This window comes from Ketobacter sp. MCCC 1A13808 (assembly GCF_009746715.1).
Classification (GTDB): domain Bacteria; phylum Pseudomonadota; class Gammaproteobacteria; order Pseudomonadales; family Ketobacteraceae; genus Ketobacter.
The window spans coordinates 159,990-176,234 of record NZ_VRKW01000009.1 but is presented as its reverse complement, the minus strand read 5'-3'; the positions used below and the strand labels follow the sequence as shown (position 1 = coordinate 176,234).

At 47.2% G+C, this 16,245-nt stretch carries 18 protein-coding genes; 7 read left to right on the top strand and 11 right to left on the bottom strand.

What is annotated here, in order from left to right:
• Nucleotides 1-104: 104 nt before the first annotated feature.
• The 3 genes from FT643_RS16550 to FT643_RS16540 all read right to left on the bottom strand — a co-directional run bounded on the left by FT643_RS16550 (nt 105) and on the right by FT643_RS16540 (nt 1,428).
• Nucleotides 105-434 carry a GFA family protein gene (locus FT643_RS16550; protein WP_156872528.1) on the bottom strand — a complete coding sequence of 110 codons (330 nt, stop codon included), beginning with the start codon at nt 432-434 and terminating at the stop codon, nt 105-107.
• A gap of 216 nt (nt 435-650) precedes the next feature.
• On the bottom strand, nt 651-1,103 hold the full coding sequence (locus FT643_RS16545; protein WP_156872527.1) for a DUF4272 domain-containing protein: 453 nt from the start codon (nt 1,101-1,103) through the stop codon (nt 651-653).
• A gap of 100 nt (nt 1,104-1,203) precedes the next feature.
• Nucleotides 1,204-1,428, bottom strand: coding sequence for a hypothetical protein (locus FT643_RS16540; protein WP_156872526.1), 225 nt, complete (start codon nt 1,426-1,428; stop codon nt 1,204-1,206).
• 678 nt (nt 1,429-2,106) lie between these two features.
• On the opposite strand from FT643_RS16540, the gene FT643_RS23930 reads away from it, so the two are divergent.
• Nucleotides 2,107-2,211: a CcdB family protein gene (locus tag FT643_RS23930; RefSeq protein WP_317622047.1), complete on the top strand. Its 105-nt coding sequence runs from the start codon at nt 2,107-2,109 to the stop codon at nt 2,209-2,211.
• A 59-nt stretch (nt 2,212-2,270) separates the two neighbouring features.
• Here the strand turns inward: FT643_RS23930 and FT643_RS16530 are convergent, their stop codons facing one another.
• Nucleotides 2,271-2,795: a GNAT family N-acetyltransferase gene (locus FT643_RS16530; RefSeq protein WP_156872525.1), complete on the bottom strand. Its 525-nt coding sequence runs from the start codon at nt 2,793-2,795 to the stop codon at nt 2,271-2,273.
• Nucleotides 2,796-2,810: 15 nt separating this feature from the next.
• Nucleotides 2,811-3,593 (bottom strand): class I SAM-dependent methyltransferase, encoded by a 783-nt coding sequence (locus tag FT643_RS16525; protein ID WP_198043618.1) that lies wholly within the window; start codon nt 3,591-3,593, stop codon nt 2,811-2,813.
• Nucleotides 3,594-3,797: 204 nt separating this feature from the next.
• On the opposite strand from FT643_RS16525, the gene FT643_RS16520 reads away from it, so the two are divergent.
• Complete coding sequence (locus FT643_RS16520) at nt 3,798-4,076, top strand: Rdx family protein (protein ID WP_156872524.1); 279 nt, start codon at nt 3,798-3,800, stop codon at nt 4,074-4,076.
• Nucleotides 4,077-4,162: 86 nt separating this feature from the next.
• Here the strand turns inward: FT643_RS16520 and FT643_RS16515 are convergent, their stop codons facing one another.
• Complete coding sequence (locus FT643_RS16515) at nt 4,163-5,251, bottom strand: AraC family transcriptional regulator (RefSeq protein WP_156872523.1); 1,089 nt, start codon at nt 5,249-5,251, stop codon at nt 4,163-4,165.
• A 218-nt stretch (nt 5,252-5,469) separates the two neighbouring features.
• On the opposite strand from FT643_RS16515, the gene FT643_RS16510 reads away from it, so the two are divergent.
• Together FT643_RS16510 and FT643_RS16505 are read left to right on the top strand one after the other, a co-directional pair.
• Entirely contained in the window at nt 5,470-6,234 is a 765-nt protein-coding gene (locus FT643_RS16510) for a class II aldolase/adducin family protein (RefSeq protein WP_156872522.1), read from the top strand.
• A gap of 92 nt (nt 6,235-6,326) precedes the next feature.
• Nucleotides 6,327-7,166, top strand: a complete 840-nt coding sequence (locus tag FT643_RS16505) for a peroxiredoxin family protein (protein WP_156872521.1) — start codon at nt 6,327-6,329, stop codon at nt 7,164-7,166.
• Between the two features lie 17 nt (nt 7,167-7,183).
• Here FT643_RS16505 and FT643_RS16500 read toward each other — a convergent pair whose 3' ends face one another.
• From FT643_RS16500 to FT643_RS16490, 3 genes are all read right to left on the bottom strand, one after another.
• Nucleotides 7,184-7,870, bottom strand: a complete 687-nt coding sequence (locus FT643_RS16500) for an outer membrane beta-barrel protein (protein ID WP_156872520.1) — start codon at nt 7,868-7,870, stop codon at nt 7,184-7,186.
• A gap of 108 nt (nt 7,871-7,978) precedes the next feature.
• Nucleotides 7,979-8,962, bottom strand: coding sequence for an alpha/beta hydrolase (locus FT643_RS16495; protein ID WP_156872519.1), 984 nt, complete (start codon nt 8,960-8,962; stop codon nt 7,979-7,981).
• Nucleotides 8,963-9,131: 169 nt separating this feature from the next.
• Nucleotides 9,132-9,602, bottom strand: coding sequence for a Dps family protein (locus FT643_RS16490; protein ID WP_156872518.1), 471 nt, complete (start codon nt 9,600-9,602; stop codon nt 9,132-9,134).
• Between the two features lie 340 nt (nt 9,603-9,942).
• On the opposite strand from FT643_RS16490, the gene FT643_RS16485 reads away from it, so the two are divergent.
• On the top strand, nt 9,943-10,098 hold the full coding sequence (locus FT643_RS16485) for a DUF4334 domain-containing protein (RefSeq protein WP_156872517.1): 156 nt from the start codon (nt 9,943-9,945) through the stop codon (nt 10,096-10,098).
• Between the two features lie 85 nt (nt 10,099-10,183).
• On the opposite strand, the gene FT643_RS16480 is transcribed toward FT643_RS16485, so the two are convergent.
• Together FT643_RS16480 and FT643_RS16475 are read right to left on the bottom strand one after the other, a co-directional pair.
• Entirely contained in the window at nt 10,184-10,996 is an 813-nt protein-coding gene (locus tag FT643_RS16480; protein ID WP_156872516.1) for a poly(ethylene terephthalate) hydrolase family protein, read from the bottom strand.
• A gap of 222 nt (nt 10,997-11,218) precedes the next feature.
• Nucleotides 11,219-12,334: an acyltransferase family protein gene (locus FT643_RS16475; RefSeq protein ID WP_156872515.1), complete on the bottom strand. Its 1,116-nt coding sequence runs from the start codon at nt 12,332-12,334 to the stop codon at nt 11,219-11,221.
• Nucleotides 12,335-12,640: 306 nt separating this feature from the next.
• Here FT643_RS16475 and FT643_RS16470 point away from each other — a divergent pair, with 306 nt between their 5' ends.
• Nucleotides 12,641-13,780 carry a CaiB/BaiF CoA transferase family protein gene (locus tag FT643_RS16470; RefSeq protein WP_156872514.1) on the top strand — a complete coding sequence of 380 codons (1,140 nt, stop codon included), beginning with the start codon at nt 12,641-12,643 and terminating at the stop codon, nt 13,778-13,780.
• Nucleotides 13,781-13,991: 211 nt separating this feature from the next.
• The gene (locus FT643_RS16465) at nt 13,992-16,199 is read left to right on the top strand and encodes a putative bifunctional diguanylate cyclase/phosphodiesterase (RefSeq protein WP_156872513.1); all 2,208 of its coding nucleotides are present in this window, start codon (nt 13,992-13,994) and stop codon (nt 16,197-16,199) included.
• The last annotated feature ends 46 nt before the right edge of the window (nt 16,200-16,245 follow it).

Here is a 16,245-nt window from a genome sequence, read left to right as displayed (position 1 = left end):
AACCACACAACAGAGGGAAAGGAAGACTGGTAATAACAGAATTGTTTAGGCCATAATCGGCCGTATTAGGCGGGTCAATATTCGGTGCAAAAGCCGGGTCAAATTTAGATGCAAATTAACATTCCAGGCTTTATCGAGATTAGTCCAGGTGCAATTTCACCTTTTGCAAATAATGGCGTTCCACAATTTTGGCAGAAGCCACGATCAGTCCATCTTCCAGTCTCACCATAGCTCCTGAAATACCTGGGATATCCAGAATGGATAATCAAATCCTTCTCATTAAATAAAGCCACAGACACAAAAGTACCGCCACTCGCCTTTTGACAGTCGCCGCAATGACAGTTAAACATAGCCAATGGCTTCGAAATCACATGATATTCTATTTCTCCACAAGCACATCTGCCTGCAATATCTGATTCCATTTCTTCGATCATTTAGTTTCCTTACTTCGATCTACGGCGTTCATAAAGCCCGGCTCACCAGCGCCCGAACTTGAGAGCTTATTGTGGTAATGTGACCGTAGCGACACCTACAAAAAGAACGTAGGTTTGGGCACCTGCATGGAGCCGCTTATCACTTAATTCTCCTCAAATACTTATGCTTGATATAGAGACACCAATCACGCAAAAAATATCCAATGCATCTTTTTGTTAAGTATCTGTCGTGACGTCATCCCATTCTTGCCCGCAGTACCCTGTTAACCAATTAATTGCATAATGCCTTTCTTTGATGACACTTGGCATTAGTTTGTCAGGAATCGCTTTGCCATTTATCTGCGCATCTCTCACCTTCCAATGCGCCTGGTATATTTGCTCATTGTAACTATCTATTTCGTCTACTAATCGCAGCTCTGAAGATTTAATGAAATTTCCCGAATCGCTTAAAAAGAAATCAAAAACAGCTTGAACATCTTCTACACTACACATTTCACTTAAACTGGCGTCAGTTTCTACCGTGTTAAGTGACCACAACAATAGGTGCAACGTTTCAATTCTCCATGTGGCATTCACAAACTGCTGCTCTGTCGGTGCTGTAGATTCAAAAAATCTTTGCTCATTCTCAGATACTAGGTTCCATAGTTTTTGCAGCTTTAACCGCTTCACTATCTTTGGCCTGTAAACCCAGCTTAAATTGCGCTCACATCAGAACCGGTATAGTCGGAGAAACACCAGCTTTTACCCGATTATTGAAGCCCAACAGAAGTTACAAACCATTAAGTTTCCTCTCAGCCTTAGCTGCTGCCTGCATACTTATAATACCCATGCTTATTATACAAAAACCATATACAAAAAATTCAAATGATGTACTGGCTATTACAAGGACTTCTTTGGTTATTATATGTATGGGTAGGAACACAATCGTTGAAATTGCAGCAAAAAACATAGTTAACCAAGGTTCTGGAAATAATCGTTTCTTACTTGCCAACATAAACATCAAGTACCTTGCTACTAACAAGTAACATATTACAGCAACAACACAGATAAATTCATAAACAGAAAGCATAATAACTCAATCGCTCGTAGCTGTATTATAAGCTGAAACACCATTTGTCACTATTTCAGTGGTTAATGCAGCTCTACCAGTCTGCTTAATCGCTCTCTCTGTATATGAAGGATGGTTCTTCCCCCACCAGGGCTTGCTTAATCTGGTTGTGTTGGTAGTGCCACCGCCAATTGTTGAGAGCCTGGGAACTAATCGCGCGAATCCATATATAGATGCTGCTGCATCTAATCCCAAGTTCGCCCAAGATGCTGTATTTTCATTTTTTGTGAATCCACTGATGGCCAAATGAGAAACGCTCGGTTTATTTCGTGCCGCTGACTGAAGATTGTCTGCACCTTTTGCAATAAGAGGTATACCGACAAAAGCACAAAGCGTCCCTGCGGTACCATAACAAATGCCACCGCCTAACGCGATTTGCGACGCGCCGCTCACTGCTTGAGAAAGCCGGGGGCCTATATTTTGGTTTCTCCCATCATCCGTACAACCTTTAACGATTGTGAAAGGCAAATGCCCTGCCGGACTGGTTGGTTATGAATTTACTTTTTTGACACCATAATTACGCCAAGAACCAGTAGGTGTTAAAGCTTTACTAAGCATCAACAAATTGCCGGTGTTGATAGATCTGCACTTGGTAAAGAAGTATATGACCTTCCGTCTTATCGCTCAGAAATAATTGCAGCATTGGATTTTATTATTTTGGGAATATAATGCCTGCAGCAATGAATTGGGTCCAGGATGCACCGGTTATGTACGGTAGAATCATGCACTTAATTTAAATGAATTTTATATAAAATGTGGCGGCATAATTGGCTACTGTATGGCACATCAGGATGATCAAACTCATATCCTTCTGTATGCATCCCGATTTTAGCCATCACCGCCTGAGAACGTACGTTCTTTACAGCAGTAAACGAAACAACCTCTCGAATTTTTAAAACCGTTTTTGCATAGACTAAGCATGCTTTCGCAGCTTCAGATGCATAGCCTTTACCCCAATACGGCTTAGCCAGTCGCCATGCCACTTCAACGCACGGTGAAAACGGTAACGATTTGTCACTTTTTTGCAAGCCGACGACGCCGATGAACTCTCCAGTCGATTTTAGCTCGACAGCCCATGGACCCCACCCATTGAGTTCAATATTTTGCCTTATTTTCTGCGCAAGACGGTCGCTTTCTTGTCTGGTTAGAATATTTGGGAAAAATTCCATAACCTCTGGGTCAGCGTTTAGATTCGCAAACTTATCTAAGTCGTCATCGATCCAGTTTCTCAAAAAAAGTCGTTCGGTTTCCATAAGTATTTTCCGGCATTAGAGGGCGCCATATAAAGTCAAAATCACTGCCCCCGCGTTCGGTCCACGGTGCAATTTCTTGTTATCCGGCATTACCAGGCGACCTCTTTGAGAACCATGCGTGAACAAAACCCGCCTGATAAAACTGAACTGGAGAATTAAAACCGCCATGTTCAATAATTGATCTAACGTCATTGGGGGGCAAAATTGCGACGTCTTTTGCCCACGCAGCATGTGTTTTTTTATGGCTTCAGCGGGCGCGTTTGCAGCATGGAGCATACTCACCCATACCTTGAGTAATGCTTTATATTCAGGTGTACCAAGCGATGAGGATAGGTCCGCACTAACCAAGATCGCATTATTTTTCAGCCTTTCTGATATAGCACGGAAGAAGTTTGAACGCGCTTCATTTTCAAGGATAAACTGTGAAACCATAAAACACGTCGCGGCATCATGAAGCTCAACATCTGGCAGAGACTCCAAATAACCCTCATGAAACCTACAGCGAGAAATATAGCCTTCTTTCTCTGCTCTTTGGCGGCATACATCAAGCATTGCAGTTGATGGCTCAACAGCAGTAAATCGCCATTTTGGAAATCTGCTCGCTAAATAGGAAAGCTCCGAACCAGTACCTAAACCAACACAAAGTATTTGGGCAGTCTGTGGCAACTCCGAAAAAATCCACTCTAGTTGAAAGTAAAGGCCATCATGAATAGGCGCTAATTTCATTTGCTGCTTTTCATAGCCAGAGGCTTGTTGATCAAAAACAGCTTTGAGCTCATCTTGATTTATGTAGCGCAATCTCCTGGGCCGCATAACAATTCAACATACTAAGTAAACAGTATATCCAGTTCCTACCCACACAGAAGCCCCAACATTACACAACTGATCAAATCATGAGTGCTGCATTTCCCAGATGTATAGCCAATATGCCAGCCTGACTATTCAAGCACAACTATGCTAACGTTCCAAAAAACCGTTCCTCTATTTACAGGGCCTCTCACCATGAATCAGCCACGAATTGAAATTCAATACTGCACCCAATGCGGTTGGCTTTTGCGTTCTGCCTGGATTGCACAAGAATTGCTGACGACCTTTGTCGAAGATCTGGGGGAGGTGGCGCTGATTCCCGGCACCGGCGGAGTGTTTGAAATACGCTGTGATGGTAAAACCCTATTTTCCCGCAAAGAGGAAGGGCGCTTTCCTGAAGCCAAAGAAGTAAAGCAGTTGGTACGTGATGAGATTGATCCGGCACGGGATCTTGGACACAGTGATCGTAAGTAGCCGATCTGAGCCGGCCCGTCATACCCTGAAATCCTTTCGGAAAAGCAGGGTGTGACGGTTAGCTATTTATAGGTGCTAAAGGTTCACTAAGCAGCAACGGCACTTTTTAAGGTTAACGCTTCCCGCACAGGTGCCGTAAAACTTGCCCGACGGCTGCGTTTTCGGTGCTCTTGTGGGGTCATATCCGTCCAGCGTTTGAACGCTTCGCGAAAGCTGGCGGCGTCTTTAAACCCACACTTATGCGCAACCGCAGTGGACTTCAGTTTAGGGTCAGCCAAATAGTGTAATGCCAGCTGCAGTTGATGCTCGTGGCAGATACGGCGATAGCTGGTGCCGGCTTCCTGTAACTTTCTGCGTAAGGTGCGTGGTGTAACGTGCAGACGGTCAGCAATCTCATCCAGGCTTGGCAAAGCCCCTTCTTTCTTGCTGATTTCGGAACGTAACATCCAGGTCAAATCCCCTTTCTGCACCTGAGCGACTCGCTCGGCTTCCATTTTACAAACCGAAATTGCCTGTTGTTCCGTGATCGGGTTGCCGGTTGGCAGCGGGCGGGTCATCAAGTGGTTCGGGATGATGATCATGCTCTTTTCGCGATTGAACGAATAAGGGCAATCGAAGTAACGCTGGTAATCTTCGTAGTGCGGTGGTGGTGCATAATTCAGATGCACTTCGGCAAAGACGTTGCGATCTTTAACCAGCGAGCGAACCATAGTTTGCATGGCGCAAATCAGCAGTTCATGGGAAAACGATGAGGTTAACGGAAAACTCATGCCATCTTCCCGCTCAATCACGATCTCTGTGTGATCTTTTTTGAACGTTGGTACCAGACTGAAGCGGCTGCGGACTATACTGCGAAAACGGTTTCCGGTTTCCAGAGCTGAGCCAAGGGTCTGGCTGCAGATCATGGCGATGGAAAGCACGCCCCAGCGGGAAAGGTTCAGGCTGCTGCCTAAAGCCAATGCAACGTCAGGCCGGTTAGTGATACGGAAGATATTATGGTAGATGATGTCAAATTGTCGTAAGGATACAAGTGTCTCAGGGTCCATAATGTGCTCTTCTCTGAGCCCGGTTCCCAGCAGCCATTGCTTTGGATGGAAACCTTCCCTTTTCATGAATTGTTTAATTAAAAACAATTCGGCACTTGGGTAAATTGCTTGATCTTCAAATGCGGTCATGTCGAACCCCCTAGTTTGTTGTTTTAGGCTAGTTAGGAGAGTGCAGTCTTAGTTGCTGCGAAATACATCTAGATTAATGTGGTTTATTGGCCACTGGATCTAATGTATTGGCCTATGATAAGAGCTAATTTTAGGATTTACGAGACATTTTTTGAGAATGACTCATCAAAGTTGCAAAATAAAAAATTATCTCAATCCCATCAAGAGGTTAGAAAGCCATGAATTTCAGAAAAAATTTGAAAAAAGACGATTTTAGTGCTCTCGAGTGGGAACAGAGGGTGAATTTGGCCGCTTGTTATCGCCTTGTGTCCCAATATGGTTGGGATGACCTGATTTTTACTCATATTTCCGCCCGGGTGCCCGGCCCGGAACATCACTTCCTTATAAATCCTTACGGGATGTTGTTCGAAGAAATTACAGCTTCAAGTCTGGTAAAAGTGGACTTGGAGGGCAAAAAAGTTGAACAAAATGAATACGATATAAACCCGGCGGGATTCACCATTCATAGCGCCATTCATGCAGGGCGTGAGGATGCCCAGTGCGTATTGCACGTGCACAGCGTGAACGGTGTTGCGGTGTCTGCGCAGCAAAAAGGGGTGCTGCCGTTGTCTCAGCAATCCATCTTTGTGTTGTCTTCTTTGGGTTACCATGATTACGAAGGCGTCGCTTTGCGGGACGAAGAAAAGCCGCGCCTGGTTGCCGATCTGGCGGATAATAATTTCCTGATGTTGCGTAATCACGGTTTGCTGACCGTAGCCGACAGCATCCCGGATGCCTTTTTATTTATGTATTTGTTCGAGGCCACCTGCATGATTCAGGTGCGGGCTCAGGCTGGGGGTGGTCCGTTGATTCCTATTGATGAGCGCATAATTGCCACTGCTCAAGCGCAAGCCGCGGCGGTTACGAAGCAGGCGGGAGGAAATCTGGCCTGGCCAGCCTTGCTACGCAAGCTGGATCGGAACAATCCGGGGTATGATCAGTGATCCAAGCGGTTTTTATTCTATTGCTGTAATAATCTGGCCTGCGGATCATCAAAGCCGGTAAGAGTCTGAATCCGGTCCGGGAGACCCGTCGTATGAATCGCTTAAAATCACTTTTTATATCAGCTTATCTCACCTTGATTACATTGGGTTCGGCGCGCGCTATCTGGATGAGCATAAGTGAACCGGGCTGGAGCTGGGTGGTGTTGGCTTTGTTACCGGCTGTTTTGTTTTTTGTGTGGGTGTTTTTGGGCAATGTGGCACGTACCGGTAAAAAATCCGCGGTGATGTGGATCGCACCGGTCATTTCAATGGTGGCAATGGCGGGGGGCGTCGGTATGGAGCGTACCGCAGACATTGAGCAATGGTTTTGGGCGGTGTGCGTTGGCCTGGGTGGTGGTCTGACATATATTCTGTGGTATTCACGCTTTGCCGAACGTAAGGTCTCTCATCTGGAAGTGGGCGCTACGTTACCGGTTCTGGAATTTGAGGCAGCGGACGGTAGCAGCGTATCCATCGCGGATTTGTCGGGCCCGTTGTTGTTGATGTTTTATCGCGGTAACTGGTGCCCTTTGTGTATGGCTCAAATAAAGGAAATCGCTGCAAGCTATCAAACCTTGGCGGAAAAGGGCGTTCAATTAATGATGATCAGTCCGCAGTCCCACAAAAATACAGCCGCGTTGGCGAAACGCTTCGACGTGCCGATGCATTTTCTGATAGATAACAATTTACGGGTAGCGAAGCAACTCAACATCGAAGCCCTATCGGGGTTGCCAGCGGGTTTAGAGTGGTTGGGCTACGATAGCGATACGGTTTTGCCGACGGTGATTATCACCGATGCAAATCGAAAAATTCTTTACGCAGACCAAACAGCAAATTACCGCATCCGCCCGGAGCCGGATGATTTTTTGAAGGTGCTGGCAGGAGCGCGTTAGCGCTCCCTGTTTTCACTTTACATGGGCGCGACGAATTCCAGCCGCCAAATGGAATTACTGGGGTTGTTGCCTGCCACATCAATATCCACTTCGCTATAGCTGTAGGAGCCTCGAACGGCAAAGTTACGGCTGATATCCCAGCGTAGTCCTACTCCGGCTTTATAGTTAAATCCGCCTTCTTCTTTGCTAGGCGTGTGGTAGTCGCAGTAGTAGCCCCACCAATCCCACCAGCACACCGGGTATCCAGGCCCGGTTGGAATATTGGAGTCTATTTCAGTCCAGCCGATGGACGCAGTAACGTACGGCGTGATGTGGTTATCCAGAAAATAATAAATAGCGTCGAAATTTATGCTGTATGAATCAAGTTGATTAAAATAAACAAAAGAAGGATCGCTGTCGGGTATGGCGGTCGCACGATAATCCGAGCTGCTGCCATCGAAACTGCCACCGAAAGCCCAATGCGCGTCCACGTTATACATAGCGCCGAAACCAAACCCCATTTCATCCTGAACTTCGATTTTGGTGCCCTCCGGTCCGGAGTAGGATTCTTCTTCAAGATAATTCAGACGCAGGGCGATGTCGGTGGAGCCAGCGCGGTCGCGGTGGTCGTAACTGGCGGCCTGAGCCGTGCTGATACAGGTGACTAACAGAAAGGAACAACTTAAAAAAGAACAGCTTGGAAGGGCTATACGGGTATCCATCATAGTGTTTTTTCCCTGTCAGATATTTAAGTGTGTAACGCAGTCGGGTCCAACAACAATATAGAGCGCGTTTATAATATAGCAATCTTGCGCATAGCAATCAGGCAAAATTCAAGCGCGGGTGTCGACCGGTGGAATCAAACCACTTGCTTTGAGAATCGTGTCGGGCTGTTCCACGCTGATGAAATGGTTGGTGCCTTCCGTATGTATGATTTTCACTTTTTCCCCTTTGGATGCACTGCGCAGCATGGCGGAGCGATTCAATACGGAGTCCCGCTCAGCAATGACGACGCGGATTTCCGTAAAATGATCGTACACATCGTAATCCGTATTGAGTTGCCACTCGCGGATATTGACCATATTTTTAATCGCGGTGCTGCCATGCTTAGGTAGTTTAAATGACGCCGATATGATTTCCCTTTTGCGGGGCGTCAGCGGGTAATTGGTTATTTCCGATAGCCAATATTTAGCGGGAATAACCCGCAGAAATTCCATGTAAATAGGGAAGAAATAGAGCCCGCCGATTTGTGCAAAGCGTTCCAAAATTGGGGATGCAGTCGCTTTTGGCAGAACCGGCGCCTCCAGTAGGGCGGTAGCCCCGGCGGTCAATTCGGGTTTTTGGTGACCGGCTTCCAGAATCACCGCCCCGCCACGAGAGTGCCCGTGCAGCAAAATCTTCTGATTGCCCGCGATATTTTCAATCACTTCACACAGCAGATAGGCATCGTGTTCGATGGTCCCGACCGGGTAGGGATTTTGCTTTCCCCATTCAGGAATAATGGGGTTATGACTGTAATATCCGGAATGGTAGTCTGCGTTATTAAGCGCGATAAAGGTGATATCCAGGCCTTGGTAAAGTTGCGTAAAATATTGCTGGTTCTCCAGGAATCCCGGGAAGCAAATGACCGTTACTGCGTTTGCATCATGGGCTTCATGAACAATAATGTCAGTTTCGCCAACCTGATAAAAAGTGCCGTCGAAAAGGTGTTTTTCTTTGAAACTGATGTCTCGTGAAATCAGATATTTACGAAATTGGTGAATACCGGTAGCAGCCAATACCAGAAAAACGAAGTTAAATAATAGCCATAAAACCATGCGGCGACGTCCCTGTATGTCTTTCAGCGGCCAGTATGATTGTGATAGAGATGAGAGGCAAGTTCAGAGCAGCGGGGTGGAATTTGCAAATTAAAAGCGGGGACCGAATTGACGGTCCCCGCTGGTGCAGGTATCGAAACATTACCTGTGTGTTGATTAAGAAAATGGACTATTGATTCATGGCTCTTAGCATCCAGGCCGTCTTCTCATGAATTCTCATGCGGTCTGATGCCAAAGAAGCAGACGATTCATCGTCGGAATCCTGTGCAATTTTCAGTACCTTTCGGCAGGTTTTTACAACCTGTTCGTGGCCCTTATTCAGGATGTCCACCATCTCGCTGCCCGAGGGGATGTCGTCGGTTTCCTGGATACTGGAGAGTTGTGCGAACTCTTTGTAGGTGCCGGGTGCGCTCACCCCCAATGTGCGGATGCGCTCGGCGATATCATCCACCGCCACAGCCAGCTCCTGGTAGTGTTCCTCGAACATCAAATGCAGCTCGCGGAATTGAGGGCCGGTAACGTTCCAGTGAAAATTGTGTGTTTGTAAGTAAAGCGTATAGCTGTCTGCCAATAGCTCCTTCAGTGCGTCTGCTGTGGCGACCCGATCGGACTCCTTGATGCCTATGTCGATAGAACTCATGAGATTACTCCTCCTTTTGTGGGTTTCGGTTTTTGCAGTGTTTTACACATGATGGTCAGTATACGAATTCATTTATTTATTCATAATCGTATAAATTAATGGCTTAAATAGCTCAAAACTTTCAACGTTGACCGGACTGTTATCTGTTTGCGACTATTTTGGTCACTGTTTTTTGTTTGTCTTCCTGGTAATTTTGCACGTTCATAACTAATCCAATCATAGGAATGTGACATGAACTGCGCGCTTAAGTTCGATGAACTGTTGAAACAGGAGCGTTTGACCACCGATCAGGCCATGGCTTTTTTCGATGAGCTGGAGCCGGTAAGCGTAGCGTTTGCGTATGACTGAATATCGGGGTGCAGTTAGTGCCACCATGGTGTATGACCAGCTCCCCATTAACGATGTCTTCCGCAAGATCAGCAATGACAAGGTATTGGGAGTGATGGACCTGAAGGACGCCACCAAACCGTTCTTTTTTGTGTTGACACGGGATTGATGGAAGCCCGTGGCCCAGGGGGGGAGTGCGGGATGACTGATCTGAGCACCGCAATAGCAACACCGTGCTCAGACCAAGTCAGCGGTTACCAGTTTTTAGATTTGGAATCGTATCCCTGACCGCAATATTTGCAATTTGCAGCCAGAAACTCGCTTCGAAGGCCGGTCTCACCCAGCAACTGCCAGCGTAACCAGGAGGTCATCATGTCAGTTGCCTGGAACGGAACATTGGTGTGACCTGCGCCATTGAGAACGGTCATAAACGCCGGCCCGCTGGCCAACTGGTAATCACCATGCATGGCGCTGGTAGCAAAATCGGCGGTGCCACCGATCAACAGGGTGGGCTTGGATAATCCTCTGCGTCCGCCGGGAAAGAAGGAGCCACCGGCTGCCAGAATCGCCGTTTTTACCCGTGGGTCGGCTGAGGCTGAAAAACTGGACATACCACCAAGGGAATGACCGCCAACGCCCACTTTACTGGTGTCGATTTTTTGGTACACGGGGCTTGATGGGTTTTTGTTCTGCTCAAACAACCAATCCAATGCGGCTTTCATTTCAGAGCCATTGCCGGATGACGTTTGTGAAAAGACAATCATGCCATTGGCTGCGAATTGACGAGTAATACTGCTGTAAAGCGAGGGGGTGGTGCCGATGCCGGGGCCCCAAATCATAACCGGATACTTTTTGTTAGCGGTTGCAATATCGCCAGGTAAGGTCAGTACACCGTTACCGTTGGGGCCTGTATTATTCAGGCTATCCGAACCCGAGCCGCCACCGCCGGTTCCCATATTAAAACTGTATGCGTTGGATAGAAATCCTAATGCCAGTAAAGCAATGCTGATTAAGCGAAGCGCTTTTTTCCCGATCTGTTTCCTTGTGTTAGAAAAAACGTATTCCATGGTAATTCCTGTTAACTACGTTGTGCCTATGGACACCATCGGAAGAGCTCCGATGGCACAAATGGTTTAGCACCAGGATTGGAACCAATTTTTCGGAATTTAAATATCGAATGCGTCTAATTTTTTCATCTGCTTTTTGAATTGTATTGTTATTGAAATCCGACGCTATGCAATGGCAATGTTAATAGGCCAAATAGGGCGGTGAAAAAACCAGTCGTGCCATCAGCTTGGCTGAACCATGGAATCTTCAATATTTTTTTTGGTTTCTGTTCTGGAAAATCGGGATTTCAATTTTAGAAATTTCGTTTCATAAAAGTGAAAACTGATGGCAGCAGCGAGGATGGTCAGTGATACGGAAACAGGATATCGAGCCCACTCGTTGTCGATATTGGCAAAATGCAGTAAGCGATAGGTAACGTTATAGGCAAGCATGTGCATCAGATACATGCCGTAGCTGATGGTGCCGACATAGGCCAGCGGGCGCCAGCGTAAGATCCCGCCCATGCTGTTATTTTCGTTAATAACGATGGACCCCACCATGAATAGCATAATGATCCAGACGCCTAGCCTTGGCATTGCGAATTCGAGTGCTGCTAAAAATAAAGTAAAATAAATCAACGACGCCCACTTTAGGCCTAGTATCGGGCGCAGCAATTCAAAGCTCGCTTTATTATGCAGCAAGTGGGCCAGGGCAACGCCGCCCAGAATGGGCGGGGGGATACAAATCAGTATTTTTATCCATAGAAGCTCGCTCAGTTCGGGGTCCTGGGCGATGAAAAGATAGGTAACGCCTTGTAAACCCAGTATCAATAACACGATATAAACAGGACGGAACCCCGATAAGAAACGTTCAACACTGGGCCAGATCATGTAAAACTGCTCTTCGGCTGCTAGGCTCCATGCAAAATAAAAAATAACAGCACCGGAATTTTCAACAAACAGGTTCGATGTGTAGGTCAGAAAGTAAGGTAGATTGGAAAAGAATTGATTTCCTTTGTCGGTGTTATTTTCAAGCAGCAACACCATCAGGGTGTAAATCGCGATTACGGTGTAATAAATGGGGAAAATACGAAGGGCGCGGCGTAGGTAAAACCCTTTCATGGAGATGAAACCGTATTTGTTTTTTTCGCGAATAAGCAGGGTGGTTATCAGAAAACCACTAATGGCAAAGAAGAGGTCAACGCCGATCTGCCCGCGTGTCAGGATATGCCATCCTGTCTCGTTGACTCCGGTATGAACCCAGATGACTGCGAGAATGGAAAACGCGCGCAGGCCATCAAGGCAGGAGAAAAACTGGGTATTTGAATAGTGTTCATGCGTTAATGGACTTTGATTCATCTGCTTAACCTATATCGAACGGCCACGCCCGGTAGGGGATTCTTTCAAATATGCACATTGTCTTCATGTGCCTGTTTTTTGAGGTGCGCGGCTGCCGGATTATACGGGTTAAGTAGTTTGAGGATGTGAAAAAGCCCGCATAACCAATGCGCTGATATGGTAATACAGCCGTCTAAATTGTGTACTTGTTTCTTGTGAGCAAACCCTCATAATTATGGCCGTTTCACCCTTGGTACGGGGCTAACACATCGAAATTATTATAAAAATAGTGATTGTATTATTTTCGTAAACGACAGAGGAATTTTCATGGGACCCTTAAGCGGATTCAGGATTATAGAGTTAGCAGGCATAGGCCCCGGGCCTTTTTGTGGAATGATGTTGGCGGATATGGGGGCCGAGGTCATCCGTGTCGACCGACTGGGAGGAAATCCTTCTTCGTCGGTTGGGCACGACATTTTGTTCCGCAACCGTAAAAGTATTGCGGTGAATTTAAAACATCCCGACGGCGTTGAAACCGTACTTAAGCTGTGCGAAAACGCGGACGCGATTTTCGAGGGCTATCGCCCCGGCGTAGCGGAACGGTTGGGGGTTGGCCCGGAACACTGCCAGCAACGCAACCCGAAACTGGTTTACGGCCGTATGACCGGCTGGGGACAGGACGGACCGTTAGCGTCCAGTGCCGGGCACGATATTAACTATATTTCCATTTCCGGCGCGTTGCACGCGGTCGGGCGGCGTGGCGAAAAACCACTGCCTCCATTGAATCTGTTCGGCGATTTCGGCGGTGGCGGTATGATGATGGCTTTTGGCTTAGTTTGCGCTCTGCTGGAAGCACAAAAATCCGGTCAGGGGCAAGTGATCGATAGCGCGATGCATGAAGGGTCAGCGGCTCTGATGGCGATGTTTTACGGTTTGAAGGGTCAGGGTATGTTTACCAGCGAGCGTGGTACCCATATGTTGGATAGTGGCGCCCATTTCTATGATGTGTATCAAACCCAAGACGGAAAATACATTTCTATCGGTTCCATTGAGCCGCAATTTTACGCGTTGCTGAAAGAAAAAGCCGGGCTGCCGGAAGAGGACTTTGGGATGCAAATGAATCCGGCGCAATGGCCGGAGCAAAAGCAGAAAATAGAAGCCATTTTTAAAGGTCGTACCCGGGATGAGTGGTGTGAAATCATGGAAGGCAGCGATGTTTGCTTTGCGCCGGTTTTGGATCTGGAGGAAGCACCGCATCATCCCCACAACCAGGCCCGCAATAGTTTTGTGACGGTGAACCAGGTAACGCAGCCTGCGCCGACCCCGCGATTCTCTCGCACCCCCAGTGAAACGCCCCGTCCGGCTCAAGCCCCGGGCACGGATACCCGTTCAACATTGCAGGCTGCCGGTTTCACGGTGGCTGAGATTGATGAGCTGTTGAAGGTGGGGGCGGTCGCCCAATTGTAATATAGCTGGATTCGCGCAGGTGCGAGCTATTTCGCCGCGCCTGCGTTACCCCTTAATTTGAATAGACTTTCGGCGCAACTGCCTTGTCTTGGGTATTTCACACACTATAGTTATTAGTACCATCCGCAAACTTCTGCAAAGTTTACGTCTATCCAGCCGTGATCGGCTTGGAACAATTTAACGCAGATACTGAGCCAGGTATTTCATATCCATGGAAGTCCAACGTCAATCCGCTGAACGTAAAGCGCTAGCCAGCTATAAAACACCTTGGTTTGGTGCGCTGGTTACGTTGTTCGTGGTGTTGATTCCCTCCCTGATGTTGGCTCAATACTTGATCGAAGAACGTGAAAAGGAAATTTTCCAGGAAACTCAATATCTTGCGAATGCCTTTGTGACCAAGTTAGAGGGCCGTCTGGAGGCGAATGTGGCTGTGGGCCGGGGTTTCAAAGTGCATATAGAAGCCCTGGGAGACCTCAACCAGGAAGAACTGGATGCGTTAGCCGCCCGGTTGATTGACGGCGACCTCAATATCCGTCACGTAGCTCTGGCACCGGATCTTGTCGTGAGGTCGGTTCATCCGTTACGCGGAAATGAAGCCGTTATCGGGTTCAATTATATGACCCACCCGGTTCAACGAGTAACCGCCCTGAGGGCGCTGCAAACGAAGACTATCACCTTGGCGGGGCCGGTGCCGCTGGTCCAGAATAATAAGGAGCAGCTGATAGCCCGTTTTCCCGTTTATCGCGAAAGGGGAGAGCCCTGGGGCTTGATCGGGCTGGTGATCAAGTACGATGAGCTGTTAAAGGATGCAGGATTGAATAATTTGAAGCGGTCACATCTGGTTGCAATCCGGGGTAAGGGCGGTACGGGGTCGAACGGGGCGACGTTTCTGGGGGACGAAGCGCTTTTTAAGGAACAGGTTCAGTTGCATAAAATTGATGTACCCGGCGGCACCTGGCAGCTTTCGATCAAGCCTCGGGGCGGGTGGAGCCTGCCGGTAATGAAAAAAATGCTGTTGCTGATCGCAGCAATCCTGATCAGTGTGTCTTTCGCTTATCTGGTTTATGTCTTGCGGCAAAATTTTCTGCAGCGTAAAGCCTACTTAAAGCACCTGAAATCCCTGTCTGCCATTGATCCGTTGACACAACTCCCCAGCCGTTACCAGTTCAATATCAGCTTGAACCAATTAGTGAGTGAAGCGCAACGCAACGGTGTCGGTTTTACCGTTTTGTTAGTTAACCTGGACCATTTTAAAGAAGTCAATGTCAGTCTTAGCCAGGCGGTCGGAGATCGCTTATTAATAGACGTTTCCGATCGCTTAAGGTTATCAGTGCGTGATTACGATTTATTGAGTCGCTTGGGGAGTGACGAATTTGTGGCTGTTTTTCGAGGCATTTACAATACCTCCGAGATAGAAGAGCGTGCGCGGGATATTTCAACCAGTTTAAGTGCCCCTTTCTCCATTATGGACCAGGAAGTATCCATCACTTGCAGCTTGGGTGTAGCGGTGTATCCGCAAGACGGTAGTGATGGTGAAACCCTGATTAAGCATGCCGACCGCGCCATGCATGAAAGTAAAAAATCCGGCCGGAATACCATGTACTTTTTTAATAGCTCCATGCGAAATGAAGCGGATAAGTATATGGAACTGACCAGTGCTATGCGCACGGGGTTGGCGGAAGGGCATTTTCAAGTGTATTACCAGCCTATCCTGGATGTTGCGTTGCAGCGCTTTACTCGTTGTGAGGCGTTGTGTCGCTGGATATCCCCAGACAGAGGGTTTATTTCGCCGGGTGAGTTTATTCCTGTTGCAGAGCAATCCGGTTTGATTCTTGAGTTAGGCAGTTGGCTATCAAAACAGGTGTTCGCCTGTTACCACACATTAAATTCCAATGGCTATGATATTAATTTTTCGCTGAACCGTTCACCTCTGGAATTTAATTCAATCCCCCACACTGAACAATTCATTCAATCCCGAATTCAATCGGGGATCCCCGCTGAAAAGATCACGTTGGAAATTACCGAATCGTTGTTAATGTCCGATAACAATATCAAATCCAGAAACTTCAACGCTTTGAAACAGGAGCAATTGAATTTCTCGATCGATGATTTTGGTACTGGCTATTCAGCCATTAATTATTTGCGCAAGTACCCGGTTGAAAGTTTAAAGATCGACAAAAGCTTTATTTCCGAAATGGGTGTATCCGGTCAAGCCGATACCTTGGTAAAAGTTATAATCCAGATGGCGAAAACGCTGGAAATATCCGTAGTAGCTGAGGGTGTTGAAACGCGGGAGCAATACGAAGCACTGAAGAAAATGGATTGCGATTATATTCAGGGCTTTTACTTTGCCAAGCCAATGCCAAAAGAGGATTTTTTGCAGTTTATTGCAGAGCATGAAAAAGAATTGCAAATCTGAAACCGGTTAGGACCGGTTGCTATTAGGCCTGACTTGTTCTCATTCT

Bases quoted from the DNA above. Each gene is read 5' to 3' on its own strand.
- FT643_RS16495 (WP_156872519.1), bottom strand. From the start codon at position 8,962: ATGGTTTTATGGCTATTATTTAACTTCGTTTTTCTGGTATTGGCTGCT.
- FT643_RS16505 (WP_156872521.1), top strand. From the start codon at position 6,327: ATGAATCGCTTAAAATCACTTTTTATATCAGCTTATCTCACCTTGATT.
- FT643_RS16475 (WP_156872515.1), bottom strand. From the start codon at position 12,334: ATGAATCAAAGTCCATTAACGCATGAACACTATTCAAATACCCAGTTT.
- FT643_RS16490 (WP_156872518.1), bottom strand. From the start codon at position 9,602: ATGAGTTCTATCGACATAGGCATCAAGGAGTCCGATCGGGTCGCCACA.
- FT643_RS16540 (WP_156872526.1), bottom strand. From the start codon at position 1,428: ATGTTGGCAAGTAAGAAACGATTATTTCCAGAACCTTGGTTAACTATG.
- FT643_RS16480 (WP_156872516.1), bottom strand. From the start codon at position 10,996: ATGGAATACGTTTTTTCTAACACAAGGAAACAGATCGGGAAAAAAGCG.
- FT643_RS16520 (WP_156872524.1), top strand. From the start codon at position 3,798: ATGAATCAGCCACGAATTGAAATTCAATACTGCACCCAATGCGGTTGG.
- FT643_RS16530 (WP_156872525.1), bottom strand. From the start codon at position 2,795: ATGGAAACCGAACGACTTTTTTTGAGAAACTGGATCGATGACGACTTA.
- FT643_RS16500 (WP_156872520.1), bottom strand. From the start codon at position 7,870: ATGATGGATACCCGTATAGCCCTTCCAAGCTGTTCTTTTTTAAGTTGT.
- FT643_RS16510 (WP_156872522.1), top strand. From the start codon at position 5,470: ATGAATTTCAGAAAAAATTTGAAAAAAGACGATTTTAGTGCTCTCGAG.
- FT643_RS16515 (WP_156872523.1), bottom strand. From the start codon at position 5,251: ATGACCGCATTTGAAGATCAAGCAATTTACCCAAGTGCCGAATTGTTT.
- FT643_RS16465 (WP_156872513.1), top strand. From the start codon at position 13,992: ATGGAAGTCCAACGTCAATCCGCTGAACGTAAAGCGCTAGCCAGCTAT.
- FT643_RS16485 (WP_156872517.1), top strand. From the start codon at position 9,943: ATGACTGAATATCGGGGTGCAGTTAGTGCCACCATGGTGTATGACCAG.
- FT643_RS16550 (WP_156872528.1), bottom strand. From the start codon at position 434: ATGATCGAAGAAATGGAATCAGATATTGCAGGCAGATGTGCTTGTGGA.
- FT643_RS16470 (WP_156872514.1), top strand. From the start codon at position 12,641: ATGGGACCCTTAAGCGGATTCAGGATTATAGAGTTAGCAGGCATAGGC.